Source organism: Photobacterium gaetbulicola, assembly GCF_003025515.1.
Classification (GTDB): domain Bacteria; phylum Pseudomonadota; class Gammaproteobacteria; order Enterobacterales; family Vibrionaceae; genus Photobacterium; species Photobacterium gaetbulicola.
The window spans coordinates 16,040-36,619 of sequence record NZ_PYME01000040.1; the positions used below are offsets into that span (position 1 = coordinate 16,040).

A 20,580-nucleotide genomic window follows, 5' to 3' on the forward strand; every position below is an offset into this window, starting at 1 on the left:
CCTGTCACAATCAAGCGAAGGTATTGCTTGATGATTTAACGCGGCAAAACGACGCACAGAAAACAATCACAGAGGATAAAAAACACACATCCAGTCCACTTGGATTATCACCCCTAGGGTCACAAGGGCACGGATACAAAAAAAGATGCCGAAGCATCTTTTTTCGTTAGCTAGATTTCAAAGGCAAATCCAGCTAATACCAATCTGGTATAAATCCTTGTTCTTCTGTACTACGCAGGAAAAATGTTTGTCATCGCCTAGCGAGCAACCATTTTAAACAGTAATACCGAACAACGAGTTATGTAGCGTGGTATAAAATCTGTTCTTCAATTTTCTTTTATGAGAGTCATTGAATAAACGATAAATGCTACCGAATTAAGAAATTCGGAACAGCTTAATCGAGTCACGGCGAACAGTCACACCACGGAAAGTTACCGGCTCAAGCAGCGTCATCAGTTGCTTTGAAACGAAAAACTTACCGCCGTAGCTACGATCACCACCACGATTTACCCAATCTGCAAATTCATCTGCCAAGCTGAACATAGAGTTTCCAACAAGCAGAACCAACACTTTAGCGACTTCACTGTCATTCTGTTTATTAAACTCCGCGTCGCGAACCTTCTTGCGATATTCTTCGACGATTCTTTCTAGGCACTCAAATCTGCTCATATACACCACCACAAAAAAAGAGGTGCGGATACTACTGCTCATACTCGCCGAAATCAACCCACCCGGGGCCTATTCTTGGCAGAAATTTGTAATTTTTTCGTTCTCTTAACATGATCCAGGCCATTTATAAGGAAAATGACGATTTATGTCATATTTTTCACCTTGCCAATAAGTTACATTTAAAATATAACTTTATTTGTAGCGCCTTGATTTCAAGCAAGAGAAATGACCATGAGTGACCACGAAATAGACACCTCGATCTTAATCGGCAGCCTGAGGGCAGAGTATAAAACCCTTGAGGCGATGGTGAAGATCTACTGCAAGGATCATCATGGCACCAGAGCACTGTGCGACGAGTGCGCCGACTTTTTGCACTATGCGCTGACAAAGCTCGATCGCTGCCCTTATGGCGAGGAAAAACCCACCTGCAAGCTATGCCCAATTCACTGCTACAAAGCAGAGTACAAGGAACGCTCCCGCATCATTATGCGCTATAGCGGCCCCAAGATGTTACTCCGCCACCCTATCCTGGCTATCCGGCATCTTATCGCTGGCAAAAAGCCGGTACCCGCCAAGCCAGCGCCTAACGCTTCTAACCGCCACAAGCGAAAGTCACTAAACCGCTAGCCTGCTAGTTACGGTAGTAATCAACCACCTGAATAGTACTAGGTGGTTCATTAGCTGCCAGAGACAGTTGAAAACTGTTCCCGCCATGCATCTCTACAGATGAACCACCACGTCCTGTTACACTCACCCCCTCAATCTTATCGAAGGTTCGTGACTCGCTGTAATGCATGACAACGATCAAGTCCACGTCTTGGTTGGCTGACAACTCGAACTGACAAATACCGGTCAGGCAATACACATCCAAGCTTCCGTCTTGGTAGTGCACATTTTCTACGTTCTTTATCGGCTGCGCCGTGATCAGCAGTTCTTCACCACACCCTGCCAGCATTGCCGCACCAACCATTGCGGCCAACATCATTCGTTTCACACACCCTCCGTTAACTTTTACCTTTCACACCATGAATATCACATCAATAATTGCCAAAGTGCAAGCCGTGACTTGCCAAAACTTATAGCCGCAAGCCGTTATCCACCAATAAAAAAAGCGCCAGTTAAAACTGACGCCTTTTATCCTGTCTATAGCTTGGATGGTTCAGAGAATTAGTGCTGCGGTGTTAGAGACTTCGCCTCTTCTTCCTTCTCCAACTCTTCACCTTTGTTGATCAGTTTGGCAATCACTTTCGACAGGGCCAAAGTGACAAACGCCATCACAACCGCCAGTACCGCAAGGTTAAAGAAGTAGCTGGCATAAACATTCTCAATCAGTTCCTGGGTGAGCTCCACATCCTTTGGCAAGGCTATGCGGGTAGAGATAACCGCTGCCAAAATACCACTGAGTGACAACGCAACAGAGCGCAGGCCGATAGAGAATGCAGACAGGTAACGTGGAACCATCTCAAAGATAAAGCCAGCACCCAGCGCACCGACAATCAATTCTGCCAATGACTGGAAGAAGTGCACCCACAAGATCCAATCAGCCGAAATCTTGCCATTGTCACCTACAAAATTCGTTGATAGCCCTAACAGCGAGAAAGCAATGGCACTGAAGATGAATGCCGCAGAGAACTTAGTTGGAATTGATGGTGAGATACCTTTTTTCTCTAGCCAACCATAAATAAAAATTACCGGACCGCCCAATACAAAACACCATAGCGGGTTGAATGCTGCATTTGATTCAGGGCGAATTGGGATCAAACCAAATAGATGATCACCCATCAAGTTGATGGCATAAATGTTCATCGACGTTAACATCTGACCATAGTAGAAATAGAACACGATCATGATGAAAATAAGGATCAACACTCCACACATTTTGTATTTGAAGGCTGTTGAGGCTCGGGTAATTTCGAAAATGAAATAGCCAATGGCACCAATACCTAATGCGTACAATAGGTATTTACCTTCATCGAGGTTCGAGAATACCCAGAATACCAAGCCCAACATCACTGCCGACCCAAGTACAAAAGCACCCCATACCTTGATTGATACGGAACGACGGTCAATATCATTACCGACAGCCACAAAGCGGTGACGGAATAGCACGAAAAGTACAAGAGTGATCGACATCAACCCAGAGGCAATATAAAAGTTCCCTTGGTAGGCCAGGAAAGCCACCATGAAGGGGAAAAGGTATTTTGACGCGAACGAACCTAAGTTATTGATCGAGTAATTAACTGTCAGGCCTTGCTGGAATGAGTCACGGTTATCTGCAGCATAGGAATTCCCCAACAAGACCGTTGGGCTGGTTGCGGAAAGGCCCCTTGCATAACCAATAAGCGCGATAGCAAAAATACTCAAAGGGACATTCAAAGTACTTGCACCGGTACCAAGTGTAAAGAAACCGATGGTATAGACGGTATAACCAATATATACCGCGCGGAATGAGCCAATATACCGGTCAGCGACAAAACCACCTACGGCTGAGAAAACAGGCCCAACGGCACCGAAGGCACCCATCATCATGATGGTTTCCGCCTCACTGTAATTGAGCTCATCAAGGAAGAACTTGGTAAGTAGAACGTAGGTGCCATAGAAAGCAGCGCCCCAAAGGAACTGCCTTAAGATAAGTACTCTGGCAATAAAAGGGAATCTAGAATTTGCGTCTTGCATATTATACTCCTTCAATATTATGCACTGCACAAACTAGCAATTTGCAACTATTAATTTCATGATCAAAAGCAACTTATTCAACATATCACCTATGGTGTGCGCACTTTTTTGCATATCTGTGACATTGATATAAGAATGGTCACTAACATGTTGATTAAGAAAGAAATAAATAAACCATTGGTATGTTTTTCGTTCTCTATCTAAGTGCTTTTTGTATGATGAATATTACTTTCAGCTAACTAACAGCGCATTTATTGACCAAAACGCACTCAGGACAGTATTTTCATGTGGCGGAGTGGCTACAAAGAAAAAAAGCTAGCAATATGCTAGCTATTTTAATTCGGCGCCCAAAAGACTATGGCAACTGTTTATAAAACAAAAGCGTCGCGTCCAATTGACCTGCCGAACTCATCGCAAAGGCTGGTATTTCGCCAGCGAGTTGGAAGCCCAGCGCGGTATACAACTTCGCGGCGACATCGCCCTTGCGTGTATCTAATACCAATAGACTTCGGCCAAGTTTAACCGCCATCTTTTCCACACAGTCCATCAGGGCCCTTCCTACCCCGTTGCCTCTTTGCTGAGGTAAAACCATCAACTTTTCTATTTCTGCTCGATGGCTGCCATTAGCTTTCTGACACAGTGCCAGTTGGACCACACCAACAACTTTCTCGCCCTGTTTGGCAATAAATAGGCGTCGCTCGCCTTTTGCTATCTCCTCTTCGACACTATGCCAATAAGAAATAGCTTCCACTTTTTTTAATGGGGGTAGAAATCCGATTGAGGCACCATCATTTACACACTCAATTAATAATTCGATGAGCCCCTGTTCAACCTCCGTGGTTGTATATATCTCCTGAACATCCATGCAACCTTCTCCCAATGCTATCCACTAGCTGTCCAATAGAATGGATAATAACCAATCTGACATGACATCGCGTTACTGACAAGCACAATCCTTACTTCCCACTGTAGCTTTATCGGCAAAGGGAGTATAACAACGGCTTATTAATTCATTGTGATACGTGGTCTGTCACATTATCATCGGCATCGTACACATACCCCAACAGGATAAAAATAATGAAAGGTATTCTTTCTGTTCAGTCACATGTCGTTTATGGGCACGCAGGAAACAGCTCCGCCGTATTTCCCCTTCAACGTATGGGATTTGAAGTTTGGCCAATTCATACCGTCCAATTTTCAAACCACACCCAGTATAAAGAAGGCTGGACTGGACGAGCATTTGCTGCAGAAGATATCACCAGCCTAGTATCTGGCATGGCTGCCATTGGACAGCTAGAAAACTGCGAGGCTGTGCTCAGTGGCTATCAAGGCAGTGCAGAACAGTGCCTTGCCATCGTTGATACCGTCAAAAAAGTTAAAGCGGCCAACCCTAAAGCACTGTATGTTTGTGACCCTGTCATGGGTGCACCAGACAAAGGCTGTATCGTGGCCCCGGGGATTGCCGAGCACCTGATCAATACCTTGATGCCTATGGCTGACATTATCGTGCCTAACCAGTTCGAACTGAGCCAATTTACGGAAATGGAGATAAACTCTCTTGAAGACGCGATTAAAGCTTGCCAAGTAGCACTTGAAAAAGGCCCTAAGATGGTTTTGGTCAAACACCTGCATAGCATTTCAAGTGAGAGTTTCTCGATGATGCTAGCCACCCAGGAAGGCTGCTGGCTTGCCCAACGTCCTCACCTTGAGTTTGACAAGCAACCTGTTGGTGTCGGCGATCTTATTTCCGCCCTATTTACTGGCCAATACCTGGCAAAAGGTAATGCTGAGGCGGCATTCAGCCATTGCAATGACGCCTGCTATGCCGTGCTAAAAGAAACCTCGCAACGCGGGGAATGGGAACTGCAGACGATTGCCGCTCAGAACGAGATTGTCGCCCCTTGTGAGCACTTCCCTCTAGAAGCGCTATAACGGCCTATCCAACAACAATCAACGCAGTTATAACCTCAGTTGACCTGCGTTGATTGTGATTAGAACCGACAGTTTGGCGCCCGCCTCAGGCCACTGACTGCGGAACCCTAGACTTATAAAGAAGACGTTCGAATACGTCTGCAGGCAAAGGCTTGCTGTAGTAATAGCCCTGACCGTAGTCACACCCGTTCTGAATTAAAAAGTCGGTATGCCACTTTGTTTCAACCCCTTCCGCAACCACTTGAATATTTAACGCTTTGGCCATTGCAATGATGGCACTTACCAGTTCGCGGTTCGGCTCGTTCTGATCAATGTCGATCAAAAAAGATCGATCTATCTTGAGCTTGTCGAATGGAAACTTTTGCAAGTAGCTTAATGCAGAGTACCCTGTACCAAAGTCATCAATCGTTAGCTCGACCCCTTCGTCCCGTAATGCATTAAGCAAGGTGACAACCTCTTGGGTATGGCTGAACAGCAGACTCTCCGTCACTTCAATATCCAATCGATTGGCAGGCAATCCCGAGGCTATTAGCCCTTGTTTGAGTTGAGAAAACAGCTTGTCGCAGTACCTGAACTGTACGCTAGAAAAGTTAATCGAGATCTTCATTGGCATAATACTCTGCCAGCGAGCCGCTTGTTGACAAGCCTGGGAGATCGCAATCTCACCCAGCCGGTGGATCAGACCATTCTTTTCTGCCAATGGAATGAATTCTTCCGGTGAGATAAAGCCAAGTTTGTCGTCATGCCAGCGCATGAGGGCTTCCGCCCCAACGATCCGATTCGTTGCCAAATCAAAGATGGGCTGATAATACATGACGATATCGTCATTATTGATAGCCTGGCGAAGCCGTCCGTCCAGATCCAACGTCCGTAGGGCATCTGTCATCATACTGGTTTCGTAAAACCGATAGGCATTACGGCCATCCTGCTTCACCCAATACATTGCCGTATCGGCAGCGGCCAGCAATTGGTGGGTATTGGTACCGTCTTGCGGGTAAATTGACATGCCGATACTGGCGGTGATGAAGAACTCTTGATTCTTCCAGGTGAAAGGATGATCAAACAACGACAGAATTATCGATGATAATGCTTGAGCATAGTTCTCGTCGCTAAGATTAGGAATAATCAGTAGGAACTCATCTCCTCCCAAACGGGCCAAGACACTTGAATCTTCAATCGCCGACAGCAGACGCTGGCTGCTCTCTATCAAAATAGAGTCACCGGCCAAGTGCCCCAATGTATCATTGATTTGTTTGAAATTATCGAGGTCAATGAACATGACGAGCACCTTGCTGTCATTCTCGATTGCATCCGCAACAATCCGCTCTAATTGCTCATTGCCATACTTGCGGTTGGGAAGCCCCGTGAGAGCATCATGAGTCGCTTGGTAAGCTAATTTCTGTTCGGACGCCTTTCTCAGGTCAATTTCTTCTACTAATCTCTCGTTCTTCACAGCAAGCACCCGCTGCTGTTTATGAGATTCTTCAAACTTTGTTCTTAAAATCACATTCGCGTTATTTATATTAAACGTGTAAAACAACCCCACGATAACAGGTACAGCAAGGAAAGAAATGCCTGCAACAAACCATCCAGACGTAAAAATATCTTTATCATTGACCGGGGAAAACCACCCTTTTAGTTGGTAAGGCGTGTTTTCGATAGGTAACTCGAAAAAAATAATATTCGACTGCTCAATATTTTCTTCGCTAATTGAGTTCCACACCAAAATATCATCAGACGCAGAAGAAAGAAGCATACGGCTTTGGCTTCCTTCATATTCTTGCGCAGTAAGTTGCTCAATAATAACTAAAATATTAATATCGGCAATCAGGTAGGCAACAGGCCTGCCTGAATAGTACACAGGTTGGTATATTTCAATGCGGGGGTTATTTTGTTCCTTGCGACTATGTATTACATGCGTTCCTTCTGCTGAGTTTTGCAGCCTGTCAACATCAACCTGCAATTGAATATTTTCAGCCGTATCGACAATCACGTCCCCATCGTAGCCAGCCAATATAAAGCGCTCATATACTGGTATCTTATTGACCAACTTGGTTTTGACCAATTTATTTAATTCATAATCAAGTTTCATCAAACTTGCGCCAAGCCCATACTCCATCGACATTCCCGACGCCAAGTTAGCAAAGAAGGTCGTCATGGCTCGGTCTGTCGTTAAATCAGACACTTCCTCGCTGGTAACGCTGAAAAAATACTCAAGCATGCTGGCATAGCTTTGTACTTTGAGCGTCAATTCACGGTGCTGAGACTCATTGAGTCTTGTTTGACCGAGGTTGGTAACCGCCAAAATCAACATCAAATATGCCGCTAGCAAGACTGCAGCGATAATGATCAGATTACTACTTGACAGTTTTTGTATCCGTTTATTCATAAATCAGCTTCATTGCTTTTTCTAAAGTAGTCGCCATAATAATAAAACACCGATGGATAGTGCCTTTCTATAAGTTTATGATAAGTACCATCATTTCTAATCTTAGTTAAATATTCATTAAATGCATGGCGTAATTCAGGACTATTTTTCCTAAATGCTGCAGCCATTCTTTGATCTTGTGATATTGGTCCAATAACTTTGATATCCCCAGGCCACTTTTCAAGCGCAATTAAAGTATCAGCGACATCCAATAGTGTCGTTTCGGCATCATTATTTAAAATGGCCGGAACCATTTCATTTAACTTTCGACCAGGTTCAGGAAGAATGATATTTGCCCCTGTCTCGTATAAATTATATAAATTCGGGTCTAAACAAGAATGTTCCATCGCCAGCACATCTTTATCGTCAATCAAGTCCTTAACGATATTAATATCTTTGTTTATATCGCCAGTTGGCTTGATGGGCGTTAATGACGAATCCGCCCTAGCCACCAGCCAAACCGCTGAAGGAAAGTAATCAACAGAAAAATCCACCAACTCTTCGCGCCAGTCTAATACTGTCGCCCCGTTAGCAATAATATCGCCTTGAATGGATCCCTTTTCGCCAAGCTCTATCCTGTTATTCAAATAAAGGGCATCTTGGCCGGTCAACTTTCCGACCACATCATTCCATTGTGCGGGCACATACTCATATTTGACCCCAAGGAAGTCAGCAAACCCTTTTACGATCTCGACATCTAAGCCGCTAAGTGATTCAAAATCATCCGTTTTAATATAAGAAACGAAGTTTGCATACGGAACGCCAATGTGTCGTATTACGCCCCGCTCTTTGATTTCAGCCAGATCACCGGCCAAAGCCAATGAGCTCAGCATCGCTCCCATCGTTGTAGCTGTTGCTACAAGCAAGCAGCGTAAATAGTGCTTCGCCTTTGTCATGAAACCCCATCCTTTCACCCGTGAAGTACAAAAAAACGCCCAGCGAACTGGGCGTTTGAGCTTAAGCCTGAATCATATCTTTGTATAAGTGCTTAATCGCCTTGACCAGCCCCTTTACGTCTTTCTCGTCATGGAATAAGTGGGTCGAAATCCGCAACGCCTGGGTCGCCTCATCATCATCTAGATACAGCTTGAAGTTGGTCGTCCTGATAATGTAACCATACTCTTCGCGCAGCCTGTCCCTGAACAAAGTCAAGCGATCACCGTTATTCACATCTAACGGAAACGGATTAAAAGTCGTTAAGCCACTGTCTAGCCCTTCGACATCCGGAGAGAAAATGAGAGCCTGGGGTAAAGCATCGGAGAGTTGGCTTTTGCATATCTTACTTAAGTACAACACGCGAGACTCAATACGACGACGACCAATTTCGTCCCACATTTTGCAGCTGTCCGCCAACGCTTGTTTGGCCGGATAATTATCATTACCGATATACTGCATCTGCAATTGAGTACCGAGGTAGCCGGCATGGGAAAGCGAGGAATTAACATACCAAAGTGGATTGTCACGGTTTGGCCAATATTCATCCAGCCTTGTCGCATTATCCCTCACATACAAAATTCCCGTTGCTCCGGGACCACACTGCCACTTATGGCCTGAGCCCGCATAAAAGTCACAATCAATATCATGGAAGTCGAGATCCAGCATCCCAATGGTATGTGCACCATCCACCAGCGTCGGCACCGCATATTTTTTCGCCAGCTTGCAAATTTTCTTGGCCGGAAGGCGTGTACCGGTCTTGTAAGTGATGTGAGAGAAAACAATCAGCCTTACATTGCTGTACGCATTAAGTGCTTTTCTGAACGCCCTAACATAATCCTGATCTGAAACGGTTTCAGTGCCTGTGTATGCCGGCAACTCAACCTCAACCACCTCTACGCCATAACGCTGCTTGACAACATTCAACGGAGACGTGGCTGCAACGTGTTCATGATGGGTTGTCAGAATCACATCACCCGGCTCAAAATGAAGGCCGTTGATAATCGAGCACATGCCGTCTGTGGTGTTACGACTTAAGATTATCTCGTGCGGATCAGCACCGAAACCTGCGGCGATACTTTCCACCATTTCTGAAACATACGGCCAACCACCAAACTTACCGTCCATATCCCAGGGGTGTTTAGCCACAGTCCTGTTATTCTTATCATAGGCCTGCAGCACCGGCTTAGGCATCGACCCCGTTGTCCCTATATTCATGTAGGTCGAGTTATCGTCAAGGATGAACTGACGCCTCACTTCCCGCCAAAAATCAGCCTCGTTACCACCAGAGTGAAACGAAGACCAGTCAGTGGTTTCTTCAGTAGCGCTTGCCTGTCCGCTAAAAAGCGTACTGCCAACCCCTGCAACGGCAAGCCCGGTGGTGGTTTTCAAAAATTGTCTGCGCTTGTAATTTGTCAGATCAGTATCTGAATGACTCATTAATATCTCCCTGTGCCACGCACAATTTTGTCGAGAACAATTTACAATCCTGTCAATAAAATCACAAAACATTACCAATTGTAATTATTCTTTTCTGAAATACCGAGCAATATCAAACTATCCCTGTGCAAATACAATCCGTCATTTTACTAAAAAGCCATACCATGATGGCTGTGTTCAATTTTCTGCACAGCTGTATAAATAATTAGACTATAAAAACCTGAAAGACATAATTTATGTAGTATAGAGCTATGTACCGGGCCTTTCTGGTCAGCACCCTGCACATAAAACGCCCATTCTTTTGGGCGTTTCTAAAGGATGTAAACTATATAGCAGGGTAAAGTACTAGTTTTTATCATCAGTATCGCAATAAGCTTCAAAGGCCTCTTCTGTGCTGTCTATCCCTTCGCGTTCAGCCAATTCCCACGGTCTTTCGCACTGAGCGGTTTTTGCACACCAGACATATCCTGCAGAGCTCTTACAACCATGCTCATCCTCATCAGCCCCCACAACCGACTCGGAAGAATCATTGCAGCCAACAAATAGGACACTGCCAAACAACAACACTACCCCCACTCGCGAACGAGTTAAAAAACGATACGTCATACACAAGCTCCAAGAGATCATTATGATTATCCCCAAGCAAGTTCAAGATACAGAGACCTTCGGGAGGGTGTCAGCCCTCTGAATCCTAGACCTTGAGGTAACTTGGCTATAAGTATATACCGAGAGGAATCCCGACAAGTTAGGCCGTACAAATCAGACGGTGAAGAACGTAATATTTGCTTATTAAACAAGCAATTAATCCTGCATCCTGACTTAAAATGTGACAAAGCCAGCAAAAATGTTCATTTAGCATTGCGAGAAAAGCTGCGCGGGCTTATCGTTGCTTTGTAATCAGTGACTTAGTTGACTAGACTTTTATAGTAACTATGTAAAATGCTAGGCGAGCATCGTATAATGGTATTACCTCAGCTTCCCAAGCTGATGACACGGGTTCGATTCCCGTTGTTCGCTCCAAATCAATTTGACACTGTGAAGTAAGATGACATGCGGTGGTGGCGGAATTGGTAGACGCGCTAGCTTCAGGTGCTAGTGTCCGCAAGGACGTGAGGGTTCAAGTCCCTCCCTCCGCACCAATCTTACTTATCGGTAAATCCCTCTTTTTTGCTCTCAGCTTTAACATCACCCTCTACTTTGCTGCCTTTTGATTTTTATCAATCCTTGCTGGAAATATCTTGGAGCAATATCACACAGGTTGCACATCCTGACCACTAAGCTTTTTGTACACTCAACAACCTATACAAGGAGGGTGTGATGGCTTATTTAATTGTCTGCTGTGATGGAACCTGGAACGATCCAGACAACAGGGACGGTGACGTGTTGTCTCCAACTAACGTAAAGCAATTTTTCGACTTTATCCCGGAGATACCCGATACCCAATATACGCGCTACCAAGCAGGTGTGGGCACCGATGGCGGCCTCGATAAAATTACCGGCGGAATCTTCGGTTTTGGTATTTCCGAAGACATTCGTGACTGTTACCAATGGATTGCTGACAAATATAAGCCCGGAGATAAAATCGTATTAACCGGGTTTAGCCGAGGTGCATATACCGCTCGAAGTCTTGCGGGGATAATCTGCCAGCTCGGCATCGTAGCCCTGCACCGCCACAGCGAGTCCGATTGGGATGAAATCATTAAAACCATATACAAGGAGGGATACAGAAACAAAGAGTCCGCGATTTTTTTAAGAGCTCATCACGACATTGAATTTCTGCCCCACTCAGATAAGGTCTTCTTCCTGGGCGTTTGGGATACCGTTGGCGCACTGGGGATCCCGGACGACAAAGCAATTGCAAATCTTTTTGATAACCCCAAAAAATATCAATTCCATGATGTCAAACTCAGCCACAATGTTGCACACGCCCGCCATGCTGTTGCGATCGATGAGCAACGTGGTAGCTTCACCCCAACGTTATGGAAAGATGATGTAGCTGATCCTCACCCTTCCATGAGCCAGCTATGGTTCCCTGGCGTACACAGCGATATTGGTGGTGGGTATAAAGAAGACGGGCTATCTAATATCGCTCTGATATGGATGATCGATGAGCTGCAAAAAGTCGCAACCGATCTGCAATGGCACAGCAATATGATCGCGCAAGTGATACCTAATCCCGCCGATGAACTACACAATTCCCATGTCGGCATGATGAAGGTCCTGGTCACAGCGCCTAGAAACATTCCGTGTTTTGATCAACAAGCAGCCAGCTTCCATGAATCAGCACTATCAAGGCGTGAAAACCCTCCGCGCAAGCAGGGATCTTACCGCACCACCCGCCCGATTTCGCCCGGCAGCCCGGTAACACTGGATATCTACGCCAAACATCCGTGGTCATGGACAGGCATCTACCTTGAGGAGGGCAAATCCTATCGCTTTACTGCCCGGGGACAGTGGGTGGATAAAAATATCTCTTGCGGTCCAGCCGGAACCAATGACGGGAAGTTTTACTTTGGCGAACTGGCCCATCTAGCCAGCGAAGCATTAGGCGTACTAGAAAAAGCCTACAAAAGGTTACTGGACAAACCTGATGCAAACTTCATGTTAACCAAACGAAATGAAGATGCCCCCTACTTCTGTTTGATGGGAGCAATTGCCAATGGTGGTAACCCAAATACCGATGGTACACATAGCCCACTCAGAGAGTTTTCGATAGGGGAAGGTACCACTATCACTGTGAAAAAGTCAGGCTACCTATATTGCTACCCAAATGACGCATGGGGATTCTACGGTAACAACCGCGGATACGTAACACTGAAAGTGGAAGAGTATTAATCATTAAACTGGAAAAGGCATAATTCTCAGAAAACCAAGTAACATATACAGCGCTTAATCTTAAGTTTGCTTGTTTTTTATAGAGGGCGCAAACTGCGCCCTTTCACCCCACATCTGCCACATTACAACTTCTAGGCACGGCTTGCCGTCGATAGCCAGGCACCGGCCCCGATAAAGACACCGCCAGTTAACCGGTTAAATAACCTAGCCCTACCAGAGGCAAATATCCAACTAGATGATTTCGCCCCCAAATAGGCATAGAACAGAAGCCAAGAAAACTCCAAAACAACAAATGTCGAAGCAAAGACGGCATATTGCAAAAACAGATCTTCTGATGGATTGATGAACTGAGGAAAAAGAGCGGTAAAGAATAAAATCGCTTTGGGATTACTGGCACCGACAATAAAGCCACTAGCAAAGTGATGAGGGAATCTGCAACTTGAGACGGTGCCCGCCTCCAGCTCTGAGTAACTGTCTTGCTTGGATACTAGCGCCTTTATACCGAGATAAACTAAGTAGCCCGCGCCTACCCATTTGATGAGACTAAAGATAACTTCTGAAGACGCGATAATCACACCTAACCCAGTAAACGACAGGGTCAATATTAAAGTTATCGCCGTAAGGCTGCCTAGCGCGGTATAAGCACCGACCATCCAGCCACTTGTGACTCCTCTCGTCATGCATAATAACGAACTCGGTCCTGGTGAGGCAGTAAGCACCAACACGGCCAGCACATAATATACCCAGACTTCACCTACCATATGGAAACTCCTTTTCCCGTGTCGCAATTACCCGCTATGACGGCTTAGGGTAATTCCCGTTGCTACCGGTTCTCTTGACATAATAGTGATTCGTAAAAACAGACTTCTCGTTCCCGGCCCTGTATATGAATGGTCCTATTTTCAATATAGCTCAGGCCCAATTTCATAATCACAGACTTCGACATCTAACCAGTACCCTAACGGCCCTACGCTATCTTCAAAATTAGGAAAACTGACAGCGCCAATGATATCGTCATTGCCCTTTTCCGTGATTGCATAAACAATCCTTTTTTTTCAATAAATTGTGTTTCATGAGACTGAATCCAGCTAACGGCCATTTCTAACTCGTAAGGATGAGGAATATTGGCGGTCATTTCAGCAATCAGTTTATTTCCTGCGAGGGCGGCTACTCGCTTGTAGTCTCCAATCCGAAACGGTCTTAATATCAACCTTTCCGTTTCAATATTATCTCGCATCCCATACCGCCTATTTAACCATCACAGCCAATTTATGCTTCTCGCAAAACGTCCACCACTATTAACATAAAATAACCTAGCGACAAATATGAATTTCTCTAACCCATGGTTTTGGCACATACATAAACCTATTCTACCGACATCAAAAGGACGACTGATTCAGGAAAGAAGCCCTTTATACCCACGTGACTCCAAGTCAGTTGGGTAAATATACTGAGCGGAATTTAAATGAGAAACCGAAATATCTTTGTCATTGCATTGTTTGCTGGCTTTACGACATCTGCCTACGCGCTTGACAACTCACGCATCAACGGCGACATCTCAATCAATACGGGTTATGCGACCTCAAACTCAAACTTGAATCCAAACGGCGATAAAACGCTAAGCAGCCTAGATGATCGGGTATCTCATACCAATAACTATTTCGCAGCACCACTGGGGAATATTCGTTATGCCTTAGATAGCAACCATACTCATGCTGTTTATCTTGGTACATCTCGCGATGACCTCGCCGTCGGCACCCTGGCATTCGAGCTTGGCTATCAATATAACTTCACCAACGGCACACAGCTAGATATTGCTTACCTTCCAACCGTACTGCCAGACGAGGTATGGGCTAACCCGTACTTAACCAGTGAAGAAAGGCAAACTACGGATATCGACGGCAATGCATTCCGTTTGAAGTTATCGAACCTGCTTAATACCGGCGTATCGCTTGATATGGCATACGCCACTGCAACAATTGATGATGAGCAAATTACGGAAAGCACCTTATTCCGTGACAGTGCAACTTTCTATCTAAAAGGCCAGCACCTTTCCATGCTCGATCAGCGTTCAGGATTAATCACAGCGTTCAGCTACACCGATCATAACGCAGAGGGTAAAGCCGCTTCATACAACAAGTATAAGGTTGAGATGACTTACTTCCTTCATTCGTCCGCTTACTCTTTAGCGCTAACGGGAAGTTATGCTTACCGTCAATTTGATGCAGTAAACCCTCTTTTTGACACACTGCGTAATGATGATGTGATGCGTTTGTTTTTGGCTTACGAGTACAAAGACATTCCAGGCTGGGACAACTGGAGCGTTACCTCACTCGCTGGCAGCACGGTAACAAGCTCGAATATCGACTTTTATAAAAACAATAATTTTCTAATGACTGTGGGCCTCAATTACCAATTTTAATTAAAAGCAGTTGCTCACTGCCATCAGTACTACCACAAAGGAACAGGTAGAATTTCAGTGACCAAATCCTCGTTAAAGGACCATAACGAGCCATTAGGAATAATTCAAACGTCTCAATATGTTCAAGCTTCTCAAGCAGGAATACACCATGCCTGTTGGTATTCTTGCCATTATTTTTTTCCAGCTCATCGGTGATGAGCTGCTAAGTAATGGGTTATCCCCAGCGCCATATATGCTCACAACAGGTATTTTATTTTATGTGGCCATGACAACGATCTTTGCCGTTGTCCGCCACTCAGATGTGCTTGCAATTAAGCTCGGGGACCCCTTTGGCACCCTGATACTAACCTTGTCAGTCATCTTGCTTGAAGTGATTATGATCTCCTCGGTCATGCTTACTGGCGAATCAAACCCGGTACTGGCTAGAGATACCATGTTTGCTGTTGTCATGGCCGTTCTAAATGGCTTTGTCGGTATTACGCTTCTGATTGGTGGGATGAAGTACCATACCCAAACATACAATCTCGAGGGGTTAAAAGCTTACCTGGTAGCGATAATTCCACTGGCAATGCTGAGCTTGGTCCTGCCAAATTTCACCAGCATGGACGCATTTGGCAACATGTCGGCAATTCTAACCTGGACTCTGGTTCTTGCCTCAATTGCCTTATACGCATTATTCCTATTTATTCAAACGCGAAGCCATACCCACTTTTTCATCGATGCCGATCGCAATGATAATCGTGATAGCCAGTACCCACCGCAAAGCGGTACCTACCATACCATCATGCTGGTAGGCTACCTGGTTGTCGTTATTTTGCTGGCTAAAAGCTTAGCCATTCCGATTAATGACGGAATAACCGAGCTTGGTGCGCCAGCTGCACTGGGCGGCTTGGTCGTTGCCTTGATCATCTTGGCTCCAGAAGCTGTAGGGGCAATTAAGGCCGCAGTTAGCAACCACCTCCAACGTGCCATGAACCTATTCTTTGGCTCGGTGTTGGCAAGCATTGCCCTGACCGTCCCGGCAGTACTATTGATTTCAACCATAATCAATGAGCCGATACGTCTAGGGTTGGAGCCGGCTGAGATGGTTCTGCTGGTAGCCACCCTATTGATGACCAGTGTCAGTTTCAGCAGCGGAAGAACTAACTCACTCAACGGCGCAACTCACCTCATCCTCTTCTTCGCTTATCTCATCTTGATGTTTGATTGAGCGACCTCGTTCACCAGCGCGAGCTCAGGACTCTATTATGCAACAAATAATCACAGCTATCTGGCTACAAGATTTTGATTCTCTGCAGGTAGTCAACCCAATAAACATCTTGTTATTACTACTTGGAATGGTGTTATTTATAGAGTCCAGTTTTGTGCTTTTACCGCTCCCAGGAGTAGGCTTGGGACTCTTCGTTGGTGGTCTGGTTAGCACAGGAGCGGTTGACTTTTACAGTGCGGTGGCCCTTTTAACAACTGCCAGCTCTCTAGGTACCTTATTCGCTTATCTTCAAGGATATTGGCTGCTTAACAGCAAGCTTATAAGCCGGGCCCCAAAGCCCCTGCCAGCGAATTCCCTATCTAGAGTAAAAATGTTCCTGGATAAATATGGATCTCTCCTTCTTTTCGTCTCCCTCTTTATGCCGTACATGCGGGTAATAACCCCGCTGTTAATGGGCGCGACCCAATTGAGTTTTACTCGCACGGTATTAATTAGCGTTACCAGCTCAATAATATGGTCCATGACCCTGCTCAAAATTGGCGGTTGGTTTATGCAAAAGCCTCACCTGGTTGTCTATCAAGAGTCAATCACCCGGTGGTTCTTAATCAGCAGTTTTCTCCTGCTGGTTACGGCATTGATTACCCTGTTGTTACGCAGGATAACGCTCAACGACTCTCGAAGAACACCAAACTCTGTTAATCACAAGGGATAAATTATGGCACTTATTTCAACGCCACTGCATTCAGCGGCGGCCGAGAAGCTATACGATCAATTTCTTCATTGTATTGCGACAAATGACACTGACAGACTGCTTGATAGCATTCAAAACACGGATCCTACTGTCCTGCCGTCTGTGTTCAGGAAACTGACGGACAAGGAACGCGTCGTAACGTGGGTTCTACTTAACCAAGGCGCCTCCCAAGTTGCAGCTAATTTGCTCGATCTTTTTACGGAAGATGAACAGCGCCTTCTTGTCAGCCTTCTTCCCACCCACGTCATTGTGTGCATGTTTCGATATTTGCGCTCATCAGACAGACGCCGGCTCATCAATGAACTTCCGTCGGAGATAAAGCTTCAATTAAAGCAGGCTTTGCCGGACAGCTGGCGCAATGAAGAAAATGCCGCATTATTTTATTCACCCGACACTGTTGGCGGGATCTGTAAAAGCGAAATATTAAAGCTCGGCGAGGACGCTAGTGTTGCTGACTTGGCCAATATGCTCCATACAGAAGAGCAGGATTCTGAGCTATTGGAGTGGCGCTATGTCTATTTGCATGATGCCCTGGGCTGCTACCTTGGCGCCGTGAAAATTAGAGATGTACTGCTTCTTACTTATGATGAAAAACTCATCAATCATCTTGACCGAACTATTCCGGCTGCATTGCCAGAGCAAGATATTCATTCATTGAAAAGTATCCTCGATACCACCTTGCACCCCGTTATCCCGGTTGTTAGCGAACAAGGGTTTCAAATCGGGGTCATCGGGACCACTCAATTAAACAAGGCGCTATATGATTACTCCAATCAGCAACTGCTAGAGCAGTCTGGCGTATTCGGTGGAGAGGAATTTCGCAATATGTCAATTCTCTCACGCAATCTGCGCCGGCTGGCCTTCCTGCTCCCCTCGGTAGTATTGAGCTACGCCGCAGTTTCGATTATTGCCGCTTTTGAACCAATCATTGAGCAAATCGCCGTGCTGGCGGCTGTCTTGCCTTTGGTTGCCAACCTATCCGGAGCCGCAGGTAACCAGGCCGTTGCCGTATCTATTCGCGAACTCACCGTCGGCCACATTTCATCGAAGGACAGCTTGTATGTCATTGCAAAAGAGCTCCCTATTGGCGCCCTCAATGGCCTGGTTATAGGCGGAGTGATCACATTGCTGACCTTGTTCAATCACGGTAGTGAATACATCGGCCTGCCTTTGCTTATCGGCGCGGCCTACACAGTTTCATCAATGCTGGCCGTTATGATTGGCGGAGCATTACCATTACTGCTGAAACGCATTAATCTCGACCCTGCAATGCTCTCAAGCCCGGTTTTAACCACCTTAACCGATGCCATCTCTTTTTTTAGCGTGCTGTATCTAGCGCAAACATTCTTGCTTTAAATTAATCGTTTGAGGATGACAACCATGCATTTTGAAACTCTTTTAACCTATTTGACTCTGACCGTTATCGGCCTGCTTCCAATGATGAACCCACCCGCTGCCGCAACCGTCTTGCTGGGATTAAGCAAAGGCAAAGACAAGAAATATATCGTCACACAGGCAAAATCAGTCGGTATTAACCTGTTCGTTGCCCTGTGTGTTACCTTCTTTATCGGTTCATCCGTTTTAGAACTCTTCAACATCTCAATTCCCAGCCTGCGCTTAGGCGGCGGTATCATCATCGTTGCAATTGGCTTCAATATGCTCTTCCCCCGCCCTGAAGTTAGCAATAATGATCCGGGCCAGGAATCTATCGCACTGGTGCCATTAACCATTCCGTCATTATGTGGCCCAGGTACTATGGCACTGATCATTAGCTTGGCAGCACAGATCGCCACCTATGAAAATCATGTCAGTATGACGAGCGTCTACAGCGGGGTGGTGATAGGCTTTATGATTGTTTCGCTCATTGCGGCTTTTACACTAAGCATGGCATACCCTCTTCTGAAAGCGCTCGGGCAAAATGGCATCAATGCTTTTACGCGAATTATGGGCTTCCTGCTGATATGTATGGGCGTCCAGTTCTTTACTCTTGGCATTGAAGAAACCGTTCAAGTAATTCATCAACTGTTATAGGCCTACCTTACCTAGCAATAATTGCAACCTCTCGATGTAGAGCATAGTTTCTGCAAAATCAATCCACACCTGTCGCCCCAACATGACTGCAGGGGCGACAGGTAAGTCGTCTCTAGCACCTCGAGGTAGGCAAATTCATCTCCATCCCATTCTTCCCGCTACAGCCATCCCTTCTGCCAACATTGGAATCTCCGTTTTTTTCAAATATTCTTATAGTTAAGAGTAGAAGGACGTTCTCATGCCAATCAGAGACAGGAGTGTGCAGTGAAAGAGTTTCGTGACTTAGATTTAAACTTGCTCAAGCTACTGCAAGCGGTTGTGAAAACGCGCAATACTCACGCAGCTGCGGATATGCTTGGTATTTCGCAAACCAGTGTGAGCCGTGGGATGGCAAAACTAAAAGAGGCTTTCGGCGAGCAGCTTTTTATCAGAAAGGCCCATGGGGTTGAACCTTCGGAGTTGGCAGAAAAACTTGATGAAGCCATCGATGAGATGTTCACCCCCTTGGTTAAAGTAGTGGAGTCATATCAAGATTTCGATCCGGAAAAGTTTGATGGCAATATCAGCATCGCCATGAATATCTTCTTCCTTGAACTTCTCGGGGATGGAATTTATCAGGCACTCAAAACGGTACTGCCCAAGGCAAACTTCAAGCTTATTTATTGGCAGGATGACACTTTGGCCGAAATGCTCAGCGGTAATGTCGATTATATGATCCATTTTGGGGCGTTTCCGCTACCGCAAGAAGTGTATCTGCATAAATTACAAGAATTCACACTATGCTTGGTGGCGCGCAAAGATCACCCGGTATTAACAAAGACCAGCGATTGGGAGGCAATCCACCACTTACCCATTACCCGTTTGGTTATCGATGGGGTGAATTCAAAGCGATCTCCAGTTGAAGACCTCTATATCTCCAAGGGGTATCAGGCAAACTGCACCTTAGTCACCCACAGCGTCAGGGTTCTGCTGAGCCAGATTCAGCACTCCGACACAATCATGTTCGGTAGCAACCTTATGACCACCCTTAATCCCGATATTGGCACTTACCCACTCCCTCCTATCCCCAAAGAAATGCGTTCGGTAAGTATCAACGGCGGTTATTTGCAGACCAAACGTGGTTATCCGCTCTATCAGCTCCTGCACCAAACCATGCAAAGCTTTTTCGACAGTGTTGCTCAACCAGAGATCACCTTTGATACGAAGTAACTTTATGGGTCCCTAACGTGCTAGGGACCTTTCCTCCAACTGCG

General features: G+C 45.6%; 18 protein-coding genes, 2 tRNA genes and 1 pseudogene. 11 read left to right on the forward strand and 10 right to left on the reverse strand.

What is annotated here, in order from left to right; genetic code table 11:
- Nucleotides 1–375: 375 nt before the first annotated feature.
- Nucleotides 376–669 carry a hypothetical protein gene (locus C9J03_RS24155; protein WP_039461086.1) on the reverse strand — a complete coding sequence of 98 codons (294 nt, stop codon included), beginning with the start codon at nucleotides 667–669 and terminating at the stop codon, nucleotides 376–378.
- Nucleotides 670–900: 231 nt separating this feature from the next.
- Between C9J03_RS24155 and C9J03_RS24160 the strand changes: the two genes are divergently transcribed.
- The gene (locus C9J03_RS24160; protein WP_044624474.1) at nucleotides 901–1,296 is read left to right on the forward strand and encodes a nitrous oxide-stimulated promoter family protein; all 396 of its coding nucleotides are present in this window, start codon (nucleotides 901–903) and stop codon (nucleotides 1,294–1,296) included.
- A gap of 4 nt (nucleotides 1,297–1,300) precedes the next feature.
- Here C9J03_RS24160 and C9J03_RS24165 read toward each other — a convergent pair whose 3' ends face one another.
- The 3 genes from C9J03_RS24165 to C9J03_RS24175 form a co-directional block, all read right to left on the reverse strand.
- Entirely contained in the window at nucleotides 1,301–1,654 is a 354-nt protein-coding gene (locus C9J03_RS24165; protein ID WP_082060610.1) for a hypothetical protein, read from the reverse strand.
- A 182-nt stretch (nucleotides 1,655–1,836) separates the two neighbouring features.
- Nucleotides 1,837–3,345: a peptide MFS transporter gene (locus C9J03_RS24170; RefSeq protein ID WP_044623271.1), complete on the reverse strand. Its 1,509-nt coding sequence runs from the start codon at nucleotides 3,343–3,345 to the stop codon at nucleotides 1,837–1,839.
- Between the two features lie 355 nt (nucleotides 3,346–3,700).
- Nucleotides 3,701–4,210 carry a GNAT family N-acetyltransferase gene (locus tag C9J03_RS24175; RefSeq protein ID WP_044623270.1) on the reverse strand — a complete coding sequence of 170 codons (510 nt, stop codon included), beginning with the start codon at nucleotides 4,208–4,210 and terminating at the stop codon, nucleotides 3,701–3,703.
- A gap of 212 nt (nucleotides 4,211–4,422) precedes the next feature.
- Between C9J03_RS24175 and pdxY the strand changes: the two genes are divergently transcribed.
- Nucleotides 4,423–5,277: a pyridoxal kinase PdxY gene (gene pdxY / locus C9J03_RS24180; RefSeq protein ID WP_044623269.1), complete on the forward strand. Its 855-nt coding sequence runs from the start codon at nucleotides 4,423–4,425 to the stop codon at nucleotides 5,275–5,277.
- 85 nt (nucleotides 5,278–5,362) lie between these two features.
- On the opposite strand, the gene C9J03_RS24185 is transcribed toward pdxY, so the two are convergent.
- The 4 genes from C9J03_RS24185 to C9J03_RS24200 form a co-directional block, all read right to left on the reverse strand.
- Nucleotides 5,363–7,666 carry a putative bifunctional diguanylate cyclase/phosphodiesterase gene (locus C9J03_RS24185; protein WP_044623268.1) on the reverse strand — a complete coding sequence of 768 codons (2,304 nt, stop codon included), beginning with the start codon at nucleotides 7,664–7,666 and terminating at the stop codon, nucleotides 5,363–5,365.
- Nucleotides 7,663–8,547, reverse strand: a complete 885-nt coding sequence (locus tag C9J03_RS24190) for a transporter substrate-binding domain-containing protein (protein WP_107291760.1) — start codon at nucleotides 8,545–8,547, stop codon at nucleotides 7,663–7,665. The genes C9J03_RS24185 and C9J03_RS24190 overlap by 4 nt, the downstream gene beginning before the upstream one ends.
- Before the next feature lie 115 nt (nucleotides 8,548–8,662).
- Nucleotides 8,663–10,078, reverse strand: a complete 1,416-nt coding sequence (locus tag C9J03_RS24195; protein WP_044623266.1) for an aminotransferase class V-fold PLP-dependent enzyme — start codon at nucleotides 10,076–10,078, stop codon at nucleotides 8,663–8,665.
- Between the two features lie 345 nt (nucleotides 10,079–10,423).
- Complete coding sequence (locus C9J03_RS24200) at nucleotides 10,424–10,684, reverse strand: hypothetical protein (protein ID WP_052829764.1); 261 nt, start codon at nucleotides 10,682–10,684, stop codon at nucleotides 10,424–10,426.
- 340 nt (nucleotides 10,685–11,024) lie between these two features.
- On the opposite strand from C9J03_RS24200, the gene C9J03_RS24205 reads away from it, so the two are divergent.
- The 3 genes from C9J03_RS24205 to C9J03_RS24215 all read left to right on the forward strand — a co-directional run bounded on the left by C9J03_RS24205 (nucleotide 11,025) and on the right by C9J03_RS24215 (nucleotide 12,913).
- Nucleotides 11,025–11,098 (forward strand) — tRNA-Gly (locus C9J03_RS24205).
- A 32-nt stretch (nucleotides 11,099–11,130) separates the two neighbouring features.
- A tRNA-Leu gene (locus C9J03_RS24210) sits at nucleotides 11,131–11,217 on the forward strand.
- 178 nt (nucleotides 11,218–11,395) lie between these two features.
- Nucleotides 11,396–12,913, forward strand: a complete 1,518-nt coding sequence (locus C9J03_RS24215) for a DUF2235 domain-containing protein (protein ID WP_044623265.1) — start codon at nucleotides 11,396–11,398, stop codon at nucleotides 12,911–12,913.
- 131 nt (nucleotides 12,914–13,044) lie between these two features.
- Here the strand turns inward: C9J03_RS24215 and C9J03_RS24220 are convergent, their stop codons facing one another.
- Together C9J03_RS24220 and C9J03_RS24225 are read right to left on the reverse strand one after the other, a co-directional pair.
- A complete protein-coding gene (locus tag C9J03_RS24220) occupies nucleotides 13,045–13,674 on the reverse strand; it encodes a LysE family translocator (RefSeq protein ID WP_044623264.1) in 630 nt (209 codons plus the stop codon).
- A gap of 62 nt (nucleotides 13,675–13,736) precedes the next feature.
- Nucleotides 13,737–14,150, reverse strand: a pseudogene (locus C9J03_RS24225) (GNAT family N-acetyltransferase).
- 228 nt (nucleotides 14,151–14,378) lie between these two features.
- Between C9J03_RS24225 and C9J03_RS24230 the strand changes: the two are divergent.
- From C9J03_RS24230 to C9J03_RS24255, 6 genes are all read left to right on the forward strand, one after another.
- Nucleotides 14,379–15,335 (forward strand): DUF2860 family protein, encoded by a 957-nt coding sequence (locus tag C9J03_RS24230; RefSeq protein ID WP_044623263.1) that lies wholly within the window; start codon nucleotides 14,379–14,381, stop codon nucleotides 15,333–15,335.
- A 118-nt stretch (nucleotides 15,336–15,453) separates the two neighbouring features.
- Nucleotides 15,454–16,545 (forward strand): calcium:cation antiporter, encoded by a 1,092-nt coding sequence (locus C9J03_RS24235; protein ID WP_044623262.1) that lies wholly within the window; start codon nucleotides 15,454–15,456, stop codon nucleotides 16,543–16,545.
- Nucleotides 16,546–16,582: 37 nt separating this feature from the next.
- A complete protein-coding gene (locus C9J03_RS24240; RefSeq protein ID WP_044623261.1) occupies nucleotides 16,583–17,257 on the forward strand; it encodes a DedA family protein in 675 nt (224 codons plus the stop codon).
- 3 nt (nucleotides 17,258–17,260) lie between these two features.
- Nucleotides 17,261–18,652: a magnesium transporter gene (locus C9J03_RS24245; RefSeq protein ID WP_044623260.1), complete on the forward strand. Its 1,392-nt coding sequence runs from the start codon at nucleotides 17,261–17,263 to the stop codon at nucleotides 18,650–18,652.
- Between the two features lie 24 nt (nucleotides 18,653–18,676).
- Nucleotides 18,677–19,327 (forward strand): MarC family NAAT transporter, encoded by a 651-nt coding sequence (locus C9J03_RS24250; RefSeq protein ID WP_044623259.1) that lies wholly within the window; start codon nucleotides 18,677–18,679, stop codon nucleotides 19,325–19,327.
- 264 nt (nucleotides 19,328–19,591) lie between these two features.
- Nucleotides 19,592–20,536, forward strand: coding sequence for a LysR family transcriptional regulator (locus tag C9J03_RS24255; RefSeq protein ID WP_044623258.1), 945 nt, complete (start codon nucleotides 19,592–19,594; stop codon nucleotides 20,534–20,536).
- The last annotated feature ends 44 nt before the right edge of the window (nucleotides 20,537–20,580 follow it).